This is a genomic window from Mycobacterium alsense, assembly GCF_002086635.1.
Classification (GTDB): Bacteria; Actinomycetota; Actinomycetes; order Mycobacteriales; family Mycobacteriaceae; genus Mycobacterium; species Mycobacterium alsense.
In genome coordinates, this window is sequence record NZ_MVHD01000019.1 from 38,971 (window position 1) to 59,220 (window position 20,250).

A 20,250-nucleotide genomic window follows, 5' to 3' on the forward strand; every position below is an offset into this window, starting at 1 on the left:
CGAGCTCCCTGAATCGCCGCGGCGGGGTCGGCACCCGCCGGGCCGCGCGACCGCCGTAAACTCGGCCGCATGGCCCACGACTGGTTGCTCGTGGAGACGCTAGGGGGCGAACCCGCTGTGGTCGCGCAAGGATTGCAGCTCAAAAACCTCGTTCCGATCACGACGTTCATGCGCCGCAGCCCCCATCTCGCCGCCGTCCAGACCGCGATCGCCGAGTCGGTGCAGACGGGACAGAGCCTGACGAGTATCACCACCAAGCGGGCCCGCGTCATCCGCACCGAGCCGGTGATCATGTCCGACGGCCACGTCCACGGTGTCCACGTGTGGACCGGCCCCGCCGACGTCGAACCGGCCGAGCGGCCGGTCCCCGGACCGCTGAAGTGGGACCTGACCCTCGGCGTGGCCACCGACACGCGGGAGTCGCTGGCCAACAGCGGCAAGAATCCCGACCTCGAAGTCACCCTGGGCAGGGCGTTCGCGGAGGACCTTCCGTCGCGCGAGCTCAATCCGAACGAAACCAAGATCCTGGCCATGGCCGTTCGGGCCAAGCCCGACCAAACGATCTGCAGCACGTGGGATCTCACCGATTGGCAGGGCGAGCCCATCCGGATCGGCTTCGTCGCGCGCACCGGCCTGGAGGCCGGGCCGGACGGCCGGGATCACCTGATCGCCCGGGCGATGAACTGGCGCGCGGAACGCAAGGGCCCGGTGGTGTCCACCGACGACCTGGCGCAACGGATCCTCAACGGGCTGGCCCAGGCCGGTGTCCACCGGGCGCTGGTCGATCTCGACAGCTGGACGCTGCTGAAATGGCTCGACGAGCCGTGCACCTTCTACGACTGGCGGGGCAACAAGACGGACAGGCCCAAGATTCATCCGGACGACGAGCACCTGAAGTCTGCCATGGCAGAGGAATTCGCCGACGGCCCGACGAGCAGGGTGGTGCGCATGCGGGGCCACGACGCCGATTGGGTCCCGGTGCACGTCACGGTCAACAAGATCGAACTCGAACCGGACGTCTACGCCGGGCTCGTTTCGCTGCGCTTGCCCACCGACGAGGAAGTCGCCGCCGCCGGGCTGGCGGTGACCTCACCCGACGCTGGATAGCTCTCGGTGCTCCCCGCGTGCTACGCGGTGTCGGCCGGCCCCGCCCGCGCGGCGGCCCGCGCCGCGCCGGCGAAGGCCACGGCCACCCGGGTGCTCACCACCACGTCGAGGCCCTCGACCCCGCACCCGACGTCATCGACCCGCATTTCGTGTGCCACCGCCCTCGCGCGGGCGCAGGCCGCGGCGGCCCCGGACGGCAGCCGGGCCGCCGCGGCTAGCGCGGCCAGGTCGGCCGCGGCCTGCGCGCGATGACGCGCCACCACCGCCGAGCCGACATACGCGCCCGCGCCGGTGACCCACAGCAGCACCACCACCATCACGGCCGCGACCACCGTCGCGGAGCCCCGGTCATCGCCCGGGCTCGGCCGCCGAGACCGCCCTGGCCGCAATGTCCAACGCGGGCAACAGTTTCGAATGCGCGACAACCGTGGCCACGAGAAGATCCCCGTCGCGGCGCACCTGGACCCGCGACCCGGCGGGCGCGATGCGGCGCGCGGTTTCGAGCGCCGAGCGTTCGTCACCGCGCGCGGCCAGCCGGGCGGCCTCGCGGGCGGCGTCGACACAGCGCACCTGCATCGACACCGCGGTGACGCCCGCCAGACACAGCGCCAGCACCACGACCAGCGCGGCGATCGCCAGTGCCGCCTCGACCGTGCTCGCGCCGGCACAACCGGCTACACCTTGGTGTTGAGCGCGCGACCGATGATGTTGGTCAGCGCCGAGACGATCGAATCTCCGGTGACGACGGTGTACAGGATCGCGCCGAACGCGGCCGCGGCGACGGTGCCGATGGCGTATTCGACCGTGGACATGCCCGACTCGTCGCGCCCCAGCGCGGCGGCACGCACCAGCAATACGCGAAACGCGTTGCTCACCTTGATCATCACTGCCTTTCCTTCCTCTCACGGTCCTTTTCACAGCAGACCCGACTGCAAGACGTCACCGGCCAGCCCCGCCACCACCGGCACGATGCCGAGGCACACGAACGCCGGCAGAAAGCACAGACCGAGCGGTCCGGCGATCAGGACCCCGGCCCGCTCGGCGGCCGCGGCGGCAGCGTGCGCGGCTTCGTGGCGGGATTGGTCGGCCAACTCGGCGACGCCGGCGGCCAGCGCGGCGCCGGAGGACGCCGAGCGCCGCGCCAGCCGCAGCAGCGCTTCGATTTGGGTATCGGCCGGGCCGTCCCGCGGATCCGGCGAAATCGCCCATGCCACAGCCGGATCCGCGCCCAGTGCCAGCAGATCGGCGGCGCGGCGCAGCACGCGGTCCAGCTTCGGGGGTGCCGAAGCAGCGGCCGCCGCCGCGGCCGTAGGCACCGCCATCCCGGCCTCCAGGCACACGGCCAGCACGTCGAGGCTGGACGCGACGGCCAGCGGGTCCGGGCCGGGTAGCACGCGCGGCGGCACCCGGCGAACAGCGCGCGGCGGCCCGCCCGCCCGCGCCCGCACCATCGAGGGGCCGGGGCCGATCCACAGCGCCATCGCCAGCAGCGCCGCCACCGTCGCGGTCATCTGCCGACCCGGTCCGTGATGCGATCCGACCACAGCAGCCCCGCGCAGGCCAGCGTCGACCCGGCGACCAACAGCCAGCCGCCGGCGTGCCCGCTCAGCAGGAAGCCCAGCGGCCGGGCCCCGACCAGTTGGCCAAGCAGCACGCCGAGCACCGGCAGCCCGGCCAGTATCGTCGCGGTGGCGCGCGCCCCCGCCATGCTCGACGACACACGCGCCGAAAAGCGTTGCCGCTCGGCGATATCGCGCTGTGCGGCGCGCATCAGGGTGGCTATCGCCAGCCCGTGGTCGCTGGCCAGCCGCCAGCACACCGCGAGTCGATCCCATTGCCCGGGCAGCGCCGACGAGCGAGCCGCGGCGCGCAGGCCGGCCGCGACGTCGGCGCCCAACCTGGCGCGCGCCGCGACCGCGCGCAGCGACGAGCGCACCGTCCCCGCGCTTTCCGCCGCGGCGACCTCGAACGCCCGCACCGGATGCGCGCCCACGCGCATTTCGCCGACGAGCACCTCGAGGGCCGATTCCAGGGTGCGACCCTCCTCGTCGGCGCGCCGCATGCGTTGGCGCCGCCGGCGGCGCAGGCCCGCCGTCGCGGCCCCCAACGCGCAGGCGACGACCGCCGTCGGCGGTAGCGCCACGACGGCGGCCACAAGCACACACGCGGCGACGCCGGCCACCCGCGCCACGGGTCGCCGCCGCGCGCGCGCCGGCGCCATCAACCGACGCCGCGGCGTCGACGGAAGCGCCAGCAGCGCAAGCGATAGCAGCAGGGCCCCGACCGTGAGCCCGCTCATGCCGGCCGGCGACCGCGCAGCAACCGATGCAGGTGCTCGGCGTCGTCGGTGAGGCCCCGGTCGGCATGCCACGCGGTGACCGCCCGGACCTGCCCGTCGACGTGGCGCAGCACGGCGATCTCGCCCAACCGGCGCCGGCCGCGCCGGTCGCGGGCGACGTGCAGCAGCACCCGGACCGCCGCGGCGAGCTGGCTGTGCAGGGCCGCGCGGCCGAGGCCCCCGAGTGCGCCGAGCGCCTCCAGGCGGGCGGGTACCTCGCCGGGATTGTTGGCGTGCACCGTGCCGGCGCCGCCGTCGTGGCCGGTGTTCAGCGCGGCCAGCAGGTCGACCACCTCGGCTCCCCTGACCTCGCCGACCACGATGCGGTCGGGCCGCATCCGCAGCGCCTGCCTTACGAGTTCGCGCACCCCGACCTCGCCGACGCCCTCGACGTTGGGGCGGCGCGCGACCAGCTTGACCAGGTGCGGATGGCGCGGCTCCAGCTCGGCGGCATCCTCGACGCATACGATCCGTTCCGTGGGCGGCACCGCGCCCAACATCGCGGCCAGCAGCGTCGTCTTGCCGGCCCCGGTCCCCCCGCACACGAGGAACGCCAGGCGGGCGGCGACGATGTCGGCGACCAGCGCCCCGGCCCGCGGGTCGATCGCGCCGCCCGCACTCAGGGCCGCCAGATCCTGGGTGGCCGGGCGCAGCACGCGCAGCGACAGGCAGGTGCCGCCCGCGGCGACCGGCGGCAGCACGGCGTGCAGCCGCACCGCGAACCCTCCGGCACCGATGCCGGTCAGCTGCCCGTCCACCCACGGCTGGGCGTCGTCGAGCCGGCGACCGGCGGCCAACGCCAGCCGCTGCGCCAGCCGCCGCACCGCCGCCTCGTCGGTGAAACGGATGCCGGTGCGCCGCAAGCCGTCTCCGTCGTCGACCCACACCGCGTCGGGCGCGGTCACCAGGACGTCGGTGGTCCCCGCCGCGCACAACAGCGGTTCGAGAATGCCGGCGCCGGTCAGCTCGGTTTCCAGCACCCGAAGGTTGGCAAGGACCTCGGTATCGCCGAGCACGCCGCCGGACTCGGCCCGGATCGCCGCGGCGACCACGCTCGGGCGCAGGGGCGCGGATTCGGATGCCAACCGCTCGCGCACCCGTTCGATCAGCGAGCCGCTCACGCCGCCCTGCCGTTCCGCGCCGACCCCGCCTTCGGCAGCACGGCGAGCACCCGGCGAGCGGCCATGGTGAGCGGGCAACGCCGCCCCAGGCGCAGGCCGCCACGTTCCAGGTGCCGGGCGAGTTGCGGCTGCGCCTTGATGGACGCGAGCAGCGGGAGCCCCGTGATGTCGGCGACCTCCGCGGCCCGCAGCCCGCCGGGCGACGGGCCCCGCACCACCAGCCCGAGGTTGGGATTGGTCGCGGCCAGGGCCGGGGCCATCGCGGCGGTCGCGGCGCACGCCCGCACGTCGGCGCGGCTGATTACGGCGACGAGGTCGGCGGCATCCAGCGCGGCCTGCGTGGCGTCGGTGAGACGCCGGGGAAGGTCGCAGACCACCACGACGCCGCCGCGCCGCCCGGCGTCGACGACCGACTCCACCGGCACGCCGGCCAACTCGTACCCGCGGCGGGTGCCGGACAGCACGCTGACCCCGCGGTGTCGGGGTAGCGCGTCGCGCACGGCCGACCAGTTGACCCGCCCACCCTCCAGCGCCAGGTCGGGCCAGCGCAGGCCCGGGGCGCTCTCGCCGCCCACCAGCAGGTCGATGCCGCCGCCCCACGGGTCGAGGTCCACCAGCAGCGCATCGCCGGCCACCTGCGCCACGGCGGCCGCGAACGACGACGCGCCGGCGCCGCCGCAGCCCCCGACGACGGCGACGACCGATCCCCGCGGGCCGTCGTCGCGGGCGGCCTCGCCGGCGTCGGCGAGCTCGCGGATCAGCTCGCCCTCTCGCTCGGGCAGCTTCAGCAGGTGTTCGGCGCCGATCGCGACGGCCGCCGCCCAGGTCGCCGTGGATGGTTCGGCGGCGGTCAGGACGCTGACGTGGCCGCGCCGCGGCAGCGCCGCCCGCCCACACCGTTGCGCGGCCGCTTCGTCCAACACCACCGCCGCGGCCGCCGCCCACGTTCGTCGACTCACCGCGGAGCCGCCGGCATGAACCACCCGGACACCGACCGCCGCGGCCACCCGATCGAGTTCGTCGCGCAGCCCCGGGTCCGCCAACACCGCCAGCACGCCGACACAGTCGCCCGAATCCGCCGCGTTGGCATCGATACCGCTCGTCACCCGACCCACCTTGAGGGGCACAAATGGTGGGACACCAGTCCCAAAGCCGAATCTGTGGAGAGAAACGCCGGTGTGCACAAACCCGCCTGACCAGCGGTCACCGAGCGGCCGGAAAATCCCGTTCCCGCAACGCGCCGCAGGTGGGGAACCACCGCTTGGCGCAGCGGAAATTTACTCCGGAAAAGGGACGACCCCCGCCAGGGGGGGAGGAGGCGAGGGTCGTCGTGCATCAGCCCCGGGGGGTCGGGCTGATACACCCTCGGCTCAGGCCGAGTAATGCTTACTATACACATGACAGTCCGCACTAACGCAAGTAGCTGTTCTTTCGAAAAAACACCGTGAGCCGCTAAAACACCGCGGGCACCGCCCGTCACACGCGCGCCGCGCCGCCGTTTTCGGCGCAACGCCGCGGTGCGCGCAACCACCGACCTATGCTGGGTCGGTGACCGTCTTCGATTCGGCCGCCCGGCACCAGACCGCACCGGAAAGGGCTGCTCTCGGCGCTCCGCACCCCCGCACCGCGGCCTTCTTCGACCTCGACAAGACCATCATCGCCAAGTCGAGCGCGCTGGCGTTCAGCAAACCGTTTTTCGCCCAGGGACTGCTCAACCGCCGCGCCGTTCTGAAGTCCAGCTACGCCCAGTTCATCTATCTGCTCTCCGGTGCCGATCATGACCAAATGGACCGGATCCGGGCCCACATGACCAATATGTGCACGGGTTGGGACGTCGAGCAGGTCAAGTCGATCGTCAACGAAACGCTGCACGACATCGTGACGCCGCTGGTGTTCGCCGAAGCCGCGGACCTGATCGCCGGCCACAAGCTGTGCGGCCGCGACGTCGTGGTGGTCTCGGCGTCCGGTGAGGAGATCGTCGCGCCGATAGCCCGCGCGCTGGGCGCGACCCACGCGATGGCGACGCGGATGGTCGTCGAGGACGGCAGGTACACGGGCGAGGTCGCGTTCTACTGCTACGGCGAGGGCAAGGTGCAAGCGATCCGCGAGCTGGCCGCGCGGGAGGGCTACCCGCTCGAACACTGCTACGCCTACTCCGACTCCATCACCGACCTCCCGATGCTCGAGGCGGTCGGCCACCCCACCGTGGTCAATCCGGACCGCGGGTTGCGCCGGGAAGCCGCGGAGCGCGGCTGGCCGGTGCTGACGTTTTCGCGCCCGGTGTCCCTGCGCGACCGCATCCCCGCACCGTCGGGCGCCGCGATCGCGACCACCGCCGCGGTGGGCGTCACGGCGCTCGCCGCCGGCGCGGTTACCTACTCGTTGCTTCGCCGCTTCGCCTTTTAGCTGCGCTCAGCAAACGGCGCGGCCGCGCAATGCGTTTTGCTTCGCATTTAGGCCTTGCTGTGCTAGGGGTCTAGTAGTACAAAGGAACCACGGAAGCCCGGCGAGGCCAAGGTCGATCCGGAAGAGAAGGATCCTCCTCCCGAAACCGGGCGCCCAGCACGGAACCCGGCACCCACGCGGAGTCATAGCCGCGATAATGGCAGAAGTGTTGCGGGCCTGCGTAATTGCGAAAAGTGGATGGTGTCGACGGCCCTTTGGGTGGGGCTGCAGCCGGAAGCGTCGCAAGATCGCCGAGGCCAACCCACGCAGCCCCAGAGATGCACGCTTGGTAACCGAGTTCCGTGCTAGCGGGCGGCGGACCGAATATTTCGGAACGTCGCCCGCTTTACATTTGTCGAACACTTTTTGGCCTTCTTTGTCACGGGTCCGGCTACCGATTCGGTAGCGACTCGGCAATCGACAAAGCCTCCTGCGCGCCGGCCCGCAGCGCCCGGCAACACAGCACCAGCCACGCGCTCACACCCTCGGGTGTGCCGCCGGCGAACCCGAGCGCGGCCTCGCGGTAGGCCGCGGCCTGGCGCATCCAGCTCACCTCGGGCACGCCGAGGCCGTGCGGGTCGAGCCCGCTGGCGATCGTCACCAACCGCGACACCGCGCGCGCCACCACGCCGTCCGCGCTGCCAAACGGCTTGAGCGTGAGCAGTTCTCCGTGCGCGACGGCCGCCACGACGGGGGCGGGCGCGCGCGTGCCACCGGTCACCAGCCCGGCCAGCAGCTCCAGTCGCGGCCCCACCTCGGCGTCGGAGCGGGGGCGGCCCAGCCGGTCGTCGTCCACCTGGTCGGCGGCCGCGAGCATGTGCAGGCGGGCCAGCGCCTGCAGCGGGGCCCGTTGCCAGATCCGGATCAGCGGGCCTCCCCCGCCCTCCAGCTCCTGGGCCACCCGCAGCGCGCCGCCGAACACCGGCTCGCTGACCCCCTTGTTCGGTAGGGCGGCCTCCGCGAGGTCGTCGAGCCGCACGGGACCGCCGTCGAGCACCGACGAGGCGCGCGCAGCCCGCAACGCCGCCTCGGCGGCGGTCACCGGCCAGCGCCGCAGGTTGGCCGGGTGGCGGTGGGCGCGACCCAGCGCCTCGCGGGCACGGTCGCTGGCCTCGGCGACGCCGGGCAGGTCCAGCAACGGGCCCAGGGGGTCGGCGGTCACAGCTTGCCAACCTATCGGGGGTTGCGGTGCCGAATCAGATCGGCCTGGGGATGGCCTCGAGCAACCGTTGCGTGTACTCGTGGCGGGGCCTGGCGAACAGCTCCTCGGTGGGCGCCTGCTCCACCACCCGGCCCGCGCGCATCACCAGCACGTCGTCGGCGATCTGCCGGATCACCGCCAGGTCGTGGCTGATGAACAGGTAGGTCAGGCCCAGCTCGGCCTGCAGGTCGGCCAGCAGGTCGAGGATCTGCGCCTGCACCAGCACGTCCAGCGCCGAGACCGCCTCGTCGCACACCAGCACCTCGGGCCGCAGCGCCAGCGCCCGCGCGATCGCCACCCGTTGCCGTTGGCCGCCGGACAGCTCGCGCGGCAGCCGGCCCAACACCGACGACGGCAGCGCCACGTGGTCGACGAGCTCGCGCACCTGCCGCTCGCGCAGCCTGCGGTCGCCGACGTGATGGATCCGCAGCGGCTCCTCGACGGCGCGGAACACGGAATACATGGGATCCAAGCTGCCGTAAGGGTTTTGGAACACCGGCTGCACCCGCCGGCGAAACGCGAGCGCCGCGTCCCGGTCCATCGCGTCGCCGATCTCGGTGCCGTCGAACACCACGGTGCCCGACGTGGGCCGCAGCAGGCCCAGCACCATCCGCGCCAGCGTCGATTTTCCCGACCCCGACTCCCCGGCGATCGCCAGCGTGCCGGTGCGGCGCAGCCGAAACGACACGGCGTCGACGGCGCGGAAGCCCGCGCGCCGCCGTCCTGGCCAGCGGGACAACCCGTGCGACTGCCGGTAGACCTTGGTGAGTTCGGCGGCCACCAGAACGTCGTCGGCGGGTTGGTCCGTCGTGGGCCGCCGGGTGCGCGGGCGGGTGCGCGTCGAGGCCGCCGTCAGCGACGGGGCCGCGGCCACCAATCGGCGGGTGTAGTCGTGCTGCGGCTCGCGCAGGATTGCCTGCGCGGCACCGGATTCCACCACCGCCCCGCGATGGACGACGACCACGGACTCGGCGCGTTCGGCGGCCAGCGCCAGGTCGTGGGTGATCAGCAGCAGCGCGGTGCCGAGTTCGTCGGTGAGCCCCTGCAGGTGGTCGAGCACCTGCCGCTGCACGGTGACGTCGAGCGCGGAGGTCGGTTCGTCGGCGATGAGCAGCCGCGGCCGGCCCGCCAGCCCGATCGCGATCAGCGCACGCTGGCACATGCCGCCGGACAGCTGGTGCGGGTAGGCGCGGGCGTGCCTGGCCGGATCCGGCATGCCCGCCTCGGCGAGCAGTTCGAGCGCGCGCCGCCGGGTGTCGCGGGTGTCGGTGTTCGCCCGCAATGCTTCGGAGATCTGAAACCCCACCTTCCACACGGGGTTGAGGTTGGTCATCGGGTCCTGGGGCACGTAGCCGACGGCGCGGCCCCGGATCGATCGCAGCGCGCGGCGATCCGACGTGATGTCGCGCCCATCGAAAACGATGCGCCCGGCGGTGATTCGCCCGCCGGGCGGAAGCAGCCCGAGGATGGCGGCGGCGGTCGTGGATTTCCCGGAACCCGATTCGCCGACCACCGCGACGGTCTGGCCGCGCAGCACGGTCAGATCCACCCCGCGGACCGCGGGGGCCTGGCCGCCGAACCTGACTTCCAGGCTTTCCACCGACAGCAGCGGCGTCGCGTAGCTGCTCATGCGCGCCGCGCCCGCGAGGCCGGGTCCAGGGCGTCGCGCAGCGCGTCGCCCATCAACATGAACGCCAGCACCGTGATCGCCAGCGCACCGGCCGGATAGAACAGGATGGGTGAGCCCGACCGCAGCCGGCTCTGCGCGAGGTTGATGTCACCTCCCCAGGACACCACCGAGGGCGGCAGGCCGACGCCGAGATACGACAGCGACGCCTCGGTGACGATGAACACCCCGAAGGCGATGGTGGACACCGCGAACACCGGCCCCAGGGAGTTGGGCAGCACATGCCGGACCAGCGTATGGAAGTTACTCAGCCCCAACGCTTTCGCCGCGAGCACATAGTCGCTGACCCGCGCCTCGATGACCGCGCCCCGCGCCACCCGCGCCACCTGCGGCCAGCCGAACAGGGCCAGGATGACGACCACCGTCCACACACTGCGGTGGTGCATGACGCCCATGATCACGATGGCGGCCAGCAGCAGAGGCAACCCGAAGAACACGTCGGTGATGCGCGAGACCACGGCGTCGACCCACCGACCGTAGAAGCCCGCCAGCGCCCCCAGCGCGCCGCCCACAACGAAAGCGAGCAGCGTGGCCCCGAGCCCGACGGTGACCGACGCCCGCGCCCCGTAGATCGTTCGCGCGTAGATGTCGTGGCCCTGCAGGTCGGTCCCGAACCAGTGCGCGGAAGACGGTGCGAGCAGGCTCTGGCCGGGATCGGCATAGGTGGGGTCGATTCCGGTGAAGAGCTCCGGAAACAGCGCGACGACGACGATCGACGCGATCAGCGCGGCCGCGACGACGAACTGCGGGCGCCGGCGCAGCTTGCGCCAGGTGTCGCGGAAGAAGCCGTGGCGACCCGGAATGCGCTCAGCCATAGCGGATCCGGGGGTCCAGGGCGGCGTACAGCAGGTCCACCACGAGGTTGGTGACCAGATAGATCAGCACCAGCACGGTCACGATGGAGACCACCGTCGGGGCCTCCTGCCGGGTGACGGCTTGATACAGCACCCCGCCGACGCCATGGATGTTGAAGATGCCCTCGGTCACGATGGCCCCACCCATCAGCGACCCGAGGTCGGCGCCGAGAAACGTCACCACGGGGATCAGCGAGTTCCGCAGGATGTGTACCGTCACGACGCGGCGCCGCGACAACCCCTTCGCCGTCGCGGTGCGGACATAGTCGGCGTGGGCGTTGGCGGCCACCGCGGACCGGGTCAACCGCACCACGTACGCAAAAGACACCGATCCCAACACGATCCCGGGCAGCAGCAGCCGCGCGAAGCTCGACCTGTCGCCCACGGTGACTGGCGCGATGCCCAGCCGGACACCGAACACGAATTGCGCCAGGAACCCCAGCACGAATATCGGGATCGCGATGATGACGAGGCCGGCGACGAGCACCGTCGCATCGAAGATCCCGCCGGTGCGCAGGCCGGCGGCCACGCCGAAGCCGATGCCCAGCACCGTTTCCACCGCCACCGCGATCAGCGCGAGCCGCAGCGTGACCGGAAAGGCGTGGGCCAGAACGGCACTGATCGGCAACCCGGAGTACGAGTGGCCCAGATCGCCGTGCAGGATGCCGCCCAGGTAGCGCAGGTACTGCACGATGAACGGATCGTCGAGGTGGTAACGCGCGCGCAGCGCCGCGGCCACCGCGGGGGTCAGCGGCCGGTCGCCGGCCATGGCCGCCACCGGATCGCCGGGCAGCAGAAAGACCATGCCGTAGATCAGCAGCGTGGCACCGAGGAAGACCGGCACCATGATGGCGATTCGCCGCGCGACGTACCAGCCCATCTCAGCCCTTCACGATGTTCTCGTAGTCGGGCAGACCGTTCCAGGCGACGTGGACGTTGTGCACCTCCGTCGACCAGCCGACCACGCCGACGTTGTCCCACAACGGGACGACGGGCATGTCGTGGAACAGGATTCGCTGCGCCGCATTGGCGGAGGCATCGGCCTGCCCGATGGTCGGTGCGGCCTCGGCGGCCGCCAGCGCCGCGTCGAATTCGGGGTTGGAGTAGCCGACGTCGTTGGAACCCGCACCGGTGGCGAACAGCGGGGCGAGGAACTCGATCATCGAGGGGTAGTCACCCTGCCACGCGGCGCGAAACGCGGTGGCGATGGTGTGGTTGGTGATCTGGGTGCGAAATCCGGCGAAGGTGGGTTGCGGCGCGCCGGCCGCGTCGATGCCCAGGACGTTCTTGATGCTGTTGGCCACCGCGTCCACCCATTCCTGGTTTCCGGAGTCGGCGTTGTAGGCGATGGCGTACTGGCCGCGCCACGGCGCGATCGCGTCGGCCCGCGCCCAGAGCCGCCGTGCGCGGTCGGGATCGAAGTTCAGGACGTCGTTGCCGGGCAGGTTGGCGTCGAAGCCCGGCAGCGACCGGGCGGTGAAATCGCGTGCCGGGGTGCGGGTTCCCATGAAGAGGTGCCGACAGATCTGCTCACGGTTGACCGCGGCCGACAGCGCGAGGCGGCGCAGGCGGCCCTCCTCGCCGCCGAAATGCGCCAGCCGCAACGGGGTGTCGAGGCTGTGCGTAACGGCGACCGGGCCGCTGGTGACGTTGTCTCCGAGGTCGCGCTTGTACACCGGCAGCGCGCTGGGCGGAATCGTGTCCAGCACATCGAGATTGCCCGACAGCAGGTCGGCGTAGGCGGTGTCGAGGTTGGCGTAGAACTCGAACCGCAGCCCCTTGTTGCGGGGTTTGCGGTTGCCGTGATAGTCGGGGTTGGGCCGCAGGTCAATCCTGACGTTGTGTTCCCAGGCCGGGCCGTCGGGACCGGCCGCGAGCCGGTAGGGACCGTTGCCAAAAGGGTTGCGGCCGAACGCCGCCATGTCGCGAAACGCGGCGGCGGGCAGCGGATAAAAGGCGCTGTGGCCCAACCGCAACACGAAGTCGATGGTCGGCGCCGCCAGGCGCACGGTGAACTCGAGGTCGTTGACCACCCGCAGCCCGGACAGGGTGGGCCGGCCCTCCCCGAACCCGGCGATCGGGCTGAAAAAGCTCTGTTGCAGTTGGGCGTTGGGGCCGAAGGCTCCGTAGTTCCAGGCGTCGACGAACGAGTGCGACGTCACCGGCGATCCGTCGGTGAACTTCCAGCCCGGCTGCAGGACAACGCGGTAGTTGACGTTGTCGGCGGTCTCGATCGACTGTGCGACCTCGTTTGTCGGGTTTCCGGCGGCGTCGTAGGACACCAGGCCGGCGAACATCCGGTCGATGATCCGCCCGCCGTTGCTGTCGTTGGTGCTGGTCGGCACCAGCGGGTAGGGCGGCTCGCCGCCGTTGACCAGGACGAGGTCGGGCGTCAAGACGCCGCCGCCGCAGCCGGCCAGCGACCCGGCGACCAGCAGTGCGGCGGCAAGGGCGGCCAGGGCGGCCCGCATCCGACGCATGCCAGCGACCATAGGGCGTGCGGCGGCGCGCGGCGATGTCCGGCACGCGTTACCGCATCAGCCCGCGGTAACGGGGTGCACCTCGAGCCGGCAGGCGTCGATGGTGGCGGGCACCGTGTAGACCTGCACGATGTTGGGCGGGGTGACGGCGAGATCGGTGTAGTTGGGGCACTGGTGTCCGTCCGCGTCGGTGGCCAGGCCCTCCACGACGGCCTGGCCCTGCGTCGACAGCGACAGGGTGACCGTCGGCGGCTCCTCGACGCCGGCGGGCAGCCCGCCCATGTACCCGCGCGGCGTGGGCCGGGCGTGAATCGGCGGCCCGCCGTTGCCCGAGTCGACGCCCGGGTACCCGCTCAGCGTGCACGGCTCCGCGCCTCCGGCGAGCGCGAACACCAGCGTCAGCCCGCGATGGCCCGCGGCGCCCTGGGTCTGCGAAGCGCTCACGGCGATCTGTTCCGACCAACACGGCGGCGGTTGGTCCACGGTGTCGGCGGGTGCGGCCCACGCCGGTGGCCCCGGCACGACGACGGCCGCGCAGCCCACGCACAGGCTGGCCACCAGCCGGCGGACACGCCGCCCGTAAGATCCCGGCACACGGTGATTATCCGCCTCGGGGCGCGCTCGTGAGCCCGGTTTGAGAGGCGCCTTTTCGCCTCGAGGTTTAGGCTCACTCACGGTTGACGACCCTCGACATAACGCTTCACCAGAGCCTCTAGCAGGAGGAGACCCCGTGACCGCCGCCCACACCGAGGGCCCGTCTTATCCGCCGTCGGCGGAATTCGCCGAGCAGGCCAACGCCGGGGAGGAGCTGTACCGCGAGGCCGAGGCGGACCGGCTGGCGTTCTGGGCCAAGCAGGCCAATCGGCTCTCCTGGTCGCAGCCGTTCACCGAGGTGCTCGACTGGTCGGAGGCGCCGTTCGCCAAGTGGTTCGCCGACGGCAGGCTCAACGTCGCCTACAACTGCGTGGACCGGCACGTGGAGGACGGCCACGGCGACCGGGTCGCCATCCACTGGGAGGGCGAACCCGGCGACAGCCGCAGCCTGACCTATTCCGACCTGCGGGCCGAAGTGTGCAAGGCGGCCAACGCGCTGACCGACCTCGGCTTGGTCGCCGGCGACCGGGTCGCGATCTACCTGCCGCTGATCCCCGAGGCGGTGATCGCGATGCTGGCCTGCGCGCGGCTGGGCATCATGCACAGCGTCGTGTTCGCCGGTTTCACCGCCAAGGCCCTGCGCGCCCGCATCGCCGACGCCCGGGCCAAGCTGCTGATCACCAGCGACGGGCAGTTCCGCCGCGGCAAGCCGGCACCGCTGAAGGACGCGGCCGACGAGGCGCTCGCGGATCCGGACAGCCCCGTCGAGCACGTTATGGTGGTGCGCCGCACCGGAATTGACGTCCCCTGGACCGACGGCCGCGACCTGTGGTGGCACGACGCCGTCGGCGCCGCGTCCCCCGACCACACCGCCGAACCGTTCGACGCCGAGCAGCCGCTGTTCCTGCTCTACACCTCGGGCACCACCGGCAAGCCCAAGGGCATCGTCCACACCAGCGGCGGATATCTGACCCAGGCCTGCTACAGCCACTACTACGTCTTCGACACCAAGCCCGAAACCGACGTGTTCTGGTGCACCGCCGACATCGGCTGGGTCACCGGCCACACGTACGGCGTCTACGGCCCGCTGTCCAACGGGGTCACCGAGGTCCTCTACGAGGGCACGCCCGACACTCCCACCCAGCACCGGCATTTCGAGATCATCGAAAAGTACGGCGTGACAATCTATTACACCGCGCCCACGCTCATCCGCACGTTCATGAAGTGGGGGCACGAGATCCCCGACGCCCACGACCTGTCCAGCCTGCGGCTGCTGGGGTCGGTCGGCGAGCCGATCAACCCCGAGGCGTGGCGCTGGTACCGCAAGGTGATCGGCGCCGGCCGCCTCCCGATCGTCGACACCTGGTGGCAGACCGAAACGGGTTCCACGATGATCTCGCCGCTGCCCGGAATCGCTGCGGCCAAACCGGGTTCGGCGATGCGGCCGCTGCCCGGCGTCTCGGCGAAGATCGTCGACGACCACGGCGATCAGCTGCCGCGCGGCGCGGACAAGGGCGAGCACGCCACCGGTTACCTGGTCCTGGACCAGCCGTGGCCGTCCATGCTGCGCGGCATCTGGGGCGACCCGGACCGCTACGTCGAGACCTACTGGTCCCGGTTCGCCGAGCAGGGTTGGTACTTCGCCGGCGACAGCGCCTATTACGACGCCGACGGCGACATCTGGGTGGTCGGGCGCATCGACGACGTGATGAACGTGTCGGGGCACCGGCTGTCGACCGCAGAGGTGGAGTCGGCGCTGGTCGGCCACGTCGCGGTGGCCGAGGCGGCCGTGGTGGGCGCGACCGACGAAACCACGGGCCAGGCCATCTGCGCGTTCGTCGTGCTGTGCGCCGAGTTCGAGGTGCACCGGGGGATCGAGGGGATCGTCGACGAGCTGCGCGGGGAGGTCGCCCGGGAAATCTCCCCCATCGCCAGGCCGCGCGAGGTGCACGTGGTGCCCGAGCTGCCCAAGACCCGCAGCGGCAAGATCATGCGCAGGCTGCTGCGCGACGTCGCCGAAAACCGGGAGCTGGGCGACACGTCCACGCTGCTGGATCCCGGCGTCTTCGACGCGATCAGGGCCGGCAAGTAGCTCAGGCGGCAACCGGCGCGAATCCCGCGCCGGGCCGGTGCTTGGCGTTGATGTCGGCGAGGATGGCGTTGAACGACATCACCACCGCCGGGGTGTGCAGCGGGATGTATTTGATGATGCACGTGGGCAGGTTGTCGCTGAACGCCCCGTGAATCATCCCGACCAGCAGGTTGTTGACAATCACCGGCGCGCCCGAGTCGCCGGGCTGGCCGCACACCTGCATGACGATCGTGCCCGGGTCCTGGCCCATCCCCCAGGTGACCCCGCACGAATTGCCGGTCGTGCGGCCCTGCTTGCACGCGATCTGGCCGAACGCCGGATCCGGGCCGATGCCGTTGATCACGAAGCCGTTGTAGTTGGCCACCGGCGCCACCTTGGCCGGATCGAACTTGATCACCGCGTAGTCGAGGTTGTCGTTGCCGGCGACCATAATGCCCAGCGGGCCCCGGTTCTCCGCCGCCTCGGCGGCGACCTGCGCACCCGGACCGCCGCAGTGCGCGGAGGTGAAGCCGATCATCTCGCCGGCGGCGTCGGTGCCGATCGCCGTCAGGGTGCACATGGTGTCCCCGTTGATGACGATGCCCGCCCCGCCGCCCATCGGGACGCGGTCGTCGGCGGTCGCGCCGGCCGGGACGGCCAGCAGCGCCACGAGCACCGCCCCCATCGCCGCCTTCAAGCCACGGTAGGCCGTCTGCAATGCAGCACTCCCATCGAACGGTCGGACATCCAGGGCAGTTGGGTCAGTCTAGTCGGCCGGGGCCGCGCCACCCCGTCGTCGGCATGGCAACATAAACCGCGACGAGAAAACCGAGAGGACGGTCCGTGAGCAAAGTCGATCGCAAGAACGGCGTGCCCGGCACGCTGACCACGATTCCCTTGGCCGACCCGCACGCCACGCCCGCCGAGCCGTCGATCGGTCACCTGATCAAAGACGCCACCGCCCAGGTGTCCACCCTGGTGCGCGCCGAGGTCGAACTGGCCCGCGCCGAGATCACCCGGGACGTCAAGAAGGGCCTCACCGGCAGCGTCTATTTCGTCGCCGCGCTGCTGGTGCTGTTCTACTCCACCTTCTTTTTCTTCTTCTTCGTCGCCGAGCTGCTCGACACCTGGCTGTGGCGCTGGGCGTCGTACCTGATCGTGTTCGGGTTCATGGTGGTCGTCGGGGCCCTGCTGGGGCTGCTGGGTTACCGGAAGGTCCGCCGGATCCGGGGGCCGAAGGAGACGATCGAGTCGGTCAAGGAGACGCGCACCGCGCTCACTCCGGGCCACGACAAGGCCGCCGACGCCAAAAAGCCGCTCACCGAGTCCGGCGGCCGCCACCACAAGGCCGACGACGGCGGTCCCGCAGATCCCTCGGGCTGGTAGATGCCCCCACCCGATCCGTCGGTCACCCGCATCGACGGGCCATGGCGGCATCTGGACGTGCACGCCAACGGCATCCGCTTCCACGTCGTCGAGGCGCTGCCCGACGATCGGCCCGCCGGCCACGGAACGGCCGGCCCGCCGCTGGTGATGCTGCTGCACGGGTTCGGGTCGTTCTGGTGGTCGTGGCGCCATCAGCTGCGCGGGCTGACCGGGGCGCGGGTGGTCGCGGTCGACCTGCGCGGCTACGGCGGCAGCGACAAGCCGCCCCGCGGCTACGACGGCTGGACGCTGGCCGGTGACACGGCCGGCCTCATTCGTGCGCTGGGACACTCCTCAGCGACGCTGGTCGGGCACGCCGACGGCGGGCTGGCCTGCTGGGCCACCGCGCTGCTGCATTCACGGCTGGTGCGCGCCATCGCGCTGATCAGCTCGCCGCACCCGGCGGCGCTGTGGCGGTCCACGCTCACGCGGCGCGATCAGGGTTACGCGCTGCTGCCGACGTTGCTGCAATACCAGCTGCCCATCTGGCCGGAGCGCCTGTTGACCCGGGACAACGGGGCGGAGATCGAACGGCTGGTCCGGAGCCGAAGTTGCGCAAAATGGGTTGCCTCCGAAGATTTTTCACAGACCATCGGCTATCTGCGTACGGCGATCCAAATCCCGGGCGCCGCGCACTCCGCGCTGGAGTACCAGCGCTGGGCGGTGCGCAGCCAGCTGCGCGGCGAGGGCCGGCGGTTCATCAGATCGATGAGCCAGCGGCTCACGATGCCGGTATTGCACCTGCGCGGCGACGCCGACCCCTACGTGCTGTCCGACCCCGTCGACCTCTCGCAGCGCTACGCCCCCCAGGGCCGGTACCTATCCATCAGCGACGCAGGGCATTTCAGCCACGAGGAGAGCCCGGAGGAAGTCAATAGGCACCTCACGAAGTTTCTCGAGCAGGTGTACCGGCCCCGGGTCAGCTGACACACGCCCCGGTGGCCACCTGTTTGGTGTCGCCGATCCGGGCCAACTGCCCGGCCACCTCGTCGGCCGTCAACACGAAGCCGGTGTCGGGGTCGTCGACGGCCGCGCCGAACACGACCCCGAGGACCTGACCGTTGAGGTCGATGAGCGGCCCACCCGAATTGCCTTGTTCCACACTGGCTCTGATCGTGTACACGTCGCGGGTTACCGGCGCGGGGTCGCGGTAGATGTCCGGACCGCTGAGCCGGATGGCCTCGCGGATGCGGGCCGGGGTGGCGGTGAAGGTGCCGCCACCGGGATAGCCCAGGACCACGACGCTGGCGCCGGTTTTCGCTTCGGCCTGGGCGAAGGACAGCGGTGGCGGCGGCAGGTTGGGGACCGCGAGGATGGCGATGTCGACCGACGGGTCGTAGGACACCACGGTGGCGTCTAGGGGGTTTCCGCTGGCGTAGATCTGCACGTTGTTGGACCCGGCCACCACGTGCGCGTTGGTCATCACCCGATCGGGCGCGATCACGAATCCGCTGCCCTCCAAAACCTTTTGGCAGCTCGGCGCGAGGCTGCGCACCTTGACGACGCTCGGTGCGGCGGCCACCACCACCGGGTTGGTGGCCAGGGCGGGATCGGGCGACGCGACCGGGATCACCGGCGTGCGGCTGAACGGCTCCAGCACCTGGGGCAGGCCTGAGGTGTTCAACAGCCCCGAGAGCCGCTTGGGCACCGTCTTCAAGAAGGGCGGGGCGACCTCGTTGACCTTCGCGAGCACCCGCGAGCCGCGGACCGCGGCGGCTAACTCGGGCTGGTCCTTGGACTGGGTCAGCGGCGTCGCCAGCAACCACGCGGCGGTCAACACCACCACCAGTTGCACGCCCACCCCGATCACCGAGTCGACGAATCGTATTGTGCGGCTGCGGATTGCGCCGCGCACGGCCCGCCCCAACACTACGCCGGCAACCTCGCCGACGACTACCAGCGCGAGGATCAAGAACAGGGCCGTGAACAGCTTGGCGCGGGGCGCAGCGATGTGACTGACGATGTGCGGGGCCAGCAGCACGCCGGCGATGGCGCCCAGCAACACGCCGACGAACGACAGCAGGGACCCCAGCGCGCCGGACCGCCAGCCCGAGATGGCCGCGATGAACGCGACCGCCAGTACCGCGATGTCCAGCCACTGCGACGGGGTCATCGAGTTCATGTTCATCCGAGGGGCCCTCCCTCGTCGCCCACCAGGACCATCGCATCGTCCAGTTCGCGCACGTCGTGGGTGTCCCAGGGCTGGGCCCAGCCGGCGACGTCGAGCATCGCGGAGATCACCTGCCCGGTGAAGCCCCAGACCAGCATCTCGTTGAGCAAGAACGCGGGCCCGGCCCAACGGCGGCCCAGATTGCCGCGGTAGACCATCAGCCGGTTGTCCGGATTGATGAAGGCGCGCAGCGGAACTCGTGCCACGATCGCCGTTTCGGCCTCGTTGACCACCGATACCGGACCGGGGTCCGGCGAGTACGCCAGGACGGGGACGACATGGAACCGTGACGGCGCGATGAACGTCCGCTCCATCGTGGCCAGCGGGCGCAGCCGGGTGACGTCGATGCCGGTTTCTTCGTGCGCTTCGCGCAGGGCCGTCGCGACCGGTCCGGCGTCGCCGGGATCGGCGGCGCCGCCGGGAAACGCCGCCTGGCCGGCGTGGTGGCGCAGCGTCGAGGCGCGCACGGTGACCAGCAGGTCGGCGTCGTCGGGAACACCGCCGCCGGGCGGCGCCGACCGCGGGCCCGAGAACAACACCAGCACGGCGGCCTCGCGGCCGTTCGAGCGCGAGCGGCTCACCATCGCGAGCAGGTCGCCCGGCAGCCGGCGGCGAAACGCGTCGGGAATCTGCTCGACGTTGTCGACGAGCGGGCGCAACCAGGACGGTGACGCATCGGGCGTGAGCGGAACGGTCACCCGCCCGTGGGTGGCGTCCCCGTCAGGCGGGGGCGTACCCCCAGCACTCACCGGCACCT

The 20,250-nt window shown here is 71.3% G+C and carries 20 protein-coding genes and 1 pseudogene; 5 read left to right on the forward strand and 16 right to left on the reverse strand.

The window, feature by feature from the left end; genetic code table 11:
• Positions 1-69: 69 nt before the first annotated feature.
• Positions 70-1,107: a PAS domain-containing protein gene (locus BST11_RS13170; protein ID WP_083138396.1), complete on the forward strand. Its 1,038-nt coding sequence runs from the start codon at positions 70-72 to the stop codon at positions 1,105-1,107.
• 20 nt (positions 1,108-1,127) lie between these two features.
• On the opposite strand, the gene BST11_RS13175 is transcribed toward BST11_RS13170, so the two are convergent.
• From BST11_RS13175 to ssd, 7 genes and pseudogenes are all read right to left on the reverse strand, one after another.
• Positions 1,128-1,439 carry an Rv3654c family TadE-like protein gene (locus BST11_RS13175; RefSeq protein ID WP_244897638.1) on the reverse strand — a complete coding sequence of 104 codons (312 nt, stop codon included), beginning with the start codon at positions 1,437-1,439 and terminating at the stop codon, positions 1,128-1,130.
• Positions 1,424-1,746: pseudogene (locus tag BST11_RS27140) on the reverse strand (TadE family type IV pilus minor pilin). Before BST11_RS27140 ends, BST11_RS13175 begins: the two are co-directional and overlap by 16 nt.
• Positions 1,747-1,781: 35 nt before the next feature.
• The gene (locus BST11_RS13180; RefSeq protein ID WP_068212181.1) at positions 1,782-1,991 is read right to left on the reverse strand and encodes a DUF4244 domain-containing protein; all 210 of its coding nucleotides are present in this window, start codon (positions 1,989-1,991) and stop codon (positions 1,782-1,784) included.
• Between the two features lie 30 nt (positions 1,992-2,021).
• On the reverse strand, positions 2,022-2,618 hold the full coding sequence (locus tag BST11_RS13185; RefSeq protein WP_142276332.1) for a type II secretion system F family protein: 597 nt from the start codon (positions 2,616-2,618) through the stop codon (positions 2,022-2,024).
• A complete protein-coding gene (locus BST11_RS13190) occupies positions 2,615-3,406 on the reverse strand; it encodes a type II secretion system F family protein (RefSeq protein ID WP_083138398.1) in 792 nt (263 codons plus the stop codon). The genes BST11_RS13185 and BST11_RS13190 overlap by 4 nt, the downstream gene beginning before the upstream one ends.
• On the reverse strand, positions 3,403-4,566 hold the full coding sequence (locus tag BST11_RS13195; RefSeq protein ID WP_083138399.1) for a TadA family conjugal transfer-associated ATPase: 1,164 nt from the start codon (positions 4,564-4,566) through the stop codon (positions 3,403-3,405). Before BST11_RS13195 ends, BST11_RS13190 begins: the two co-directional genes overlap by 4 nt.
• Positions 4,563-5,612, reverse strand: coding sequence for a septum site-determining protein Ssd (gene ssd / locus BST11_RS13200; protein ID WP_083138437.1), 1,050 nt, complete (start codon positions 5,610-5,612; stop codon positions 4,563-4,565). Before ssd ends, BST11_RS13195 begins: the two co-directional genes overlap by 4 nt.
• Before the next feature lie 502 nt (positions 5,613-6,114).
• Here ssd and BST11_RS13205 point away from each other — a divergent pair.
• Positions 6,115-6,972 carry an HAD-IB family hydrolase gene (locus BST11_RS13205; RefSeq protein ID WP_068212168.1) on the forward strand — a complete coding sequence of 286 codons (858 nt, stop codon included), beginning with the start codon at positions 6,115-6,117 and terminating at the stop codon, positions 6,970-6,972.
• Between the two features lie 430 nt (positions 6,973-7,402).
• Here the strand turns inward: BST11_RS13205 and BST11_RS13215 are convergent, their stop codons facing one another.
• From BST11_RS13215 to BST11_RS13240, 6 genes are read right to left on the reverse strand one after another with little or no spacing between them, the layout of a single operon-like run.
• Complete coding sequence (locus BST11_RS13215) at positions 7,403-8,173, reverse strand: oxidoreductase (RefSeq protein ID WP_083138400.1); 771 nt, start codon at positions 8,171-8,173, stop codon at positions 7,403-7,405.
• 34 nt (positions 8,174-8,207) lie between these two features.
• Entirely contained in the window at positions 8,208-9,842 is a 1,635-nt protein-coding gene (locus BST11_RS13220; RefSeq protein ID WP_083138401.1) for a dipeptide ABC transporter ATP-binding protein, read from the reverse strand.
• Positions 9,839-10,714, reverse strand: a complete 876-nt coding sequence (locus BST11_RS13225) for an ABC transporter permease (protein ID WP_083138402.1) — start codon at positions 10,712-10,714, stop codon at positions 9,839-9,841. The genes BST11_RS13220 and BST11_RS13225 overlap by 4 nt, the downstream gene beginning before the upstream one ends.
• On the reverse strand, positions 10,707-11,633 hold the full coding sequence (locus BST11_RS13230; RefSeq protein WP_083138403.1) for an ABC transporter permease: 927 nt from the start codon (positions 11,631-11,633) through the stop codon (positions 10,707-10,709). The genes BST11_RS13225 and BST11_RS13230 overlap by 8 nt, the downstream gene beginning before the upstream one ends.
• A 1-nt stretch (position 11,634) precedes the next feature.
• On the reverse strand, positions 11,635-13,233 hold the full coding sequence (locus tag BST11_RS13235; protein WP_083138404.1) for a peptide ABC transporter substrate-binding protein: 1,599 nt from the start codon (positions 13,231-13,233) through the stop codon (positions 11,635-11,637).
• A 57-nt stretch (positions 13,234-13,290) separates the two neighbouring features.
• The gene (locus tag BST11_RS13240; RefSeq protein WP_169834908.1) at positions 13,291-13,827 is read right to left on the reverse strand and encodes a DUF4232 domain-containing protein; all 537 of its coding nucleotides are present in this window, start codon (positions 13,825-13,827) and stop codon (positions 13,291-13,293) included.
• 136 nt (positions 13,828-13,963) lie between these two features.
• On the opposite strand from BST11_RS13240, the gene acs reads away from it, so the two are divergent.
• Positions 13,964-15,919, forward strand: coding sequence for an acetate--CoA ligase (gene acs / locus BST11_RS13245; protein ID WP_083138405.1), 1,956 nt, complete (start codon positions 13,964-13,966; stop codon positions 15,917-15,919).
• 1 nt (position 15,920) lies between these two features.
• On the opposite strand, the gene BST11_RS13250 is transcribed toward acs, so the two are convergent.
• Entirely contained in the window at positions 15,921-16,616 is a 696-nt protein-coding gene (locus BST11_RS13250) for a S1 family peptidase (RefSeq protein WP_142276333.1), read from the reverse strand.
• A gap of 125 nt (positions 16,617-16,741) precedes the next feature.
• On the opposite strand from BST11_RS13250, the gene BST11_RS13255 reads away from it, so the two are divergent.
• Together BST11_RS13255 and BST11_RS13260 are read left to right on the forward strand one after the other, a co-directional pair.
• Complete coding sequence (locus BST11_RS13255) at positions 16,742-17,284, forward strand: phage holin family protein (RefSeq protein WP_067317281.1); 543 nt, start codon at positions 16,742-16,744, stop codon at positions 17,282-17,284.
• Entirely contained in the window at positions 17,285-18,250 is a 966-nt protein-coding gene (locus BST11_RS13260; RefSeq protein ID WP_083138406.1) for an alpha/beta fold hydrolase, read from the forward strand.
• Here BST11_RS13260 and marP read toward each other — a convergent pair.
• Both marP and BST11_RS13270 read right to left on the reverse strand, forming a co-directional pair.
• Entirely contained in the window at positions 18,243-19,436 is a 1,194-nt protein-coding gene (gene marP, locus BST11_RS13265; RefSeq protein ID WP_142276334.1) for an acid resistance serine protease MarP, read from the reverse strand. The two genes, BST11_RS13260 and marP, sit on opposite strands and share 8 nt — an antisense overlap.
• An 11-nt stretch (positions 19,437-19,447) precedes the next feature.
• Positions 19,448-20,242, reverse strand: coding sequence for an NUDIX hydrolase (locus BST11_RS13270; RefSeq protein WP_083138440.1), 795 nt, complete (start codon positions 20,240-20,242; stop codon positions 19,448-19,450).
• Positions 20,243-20,250: the final 8 nt, after the last annotated feature.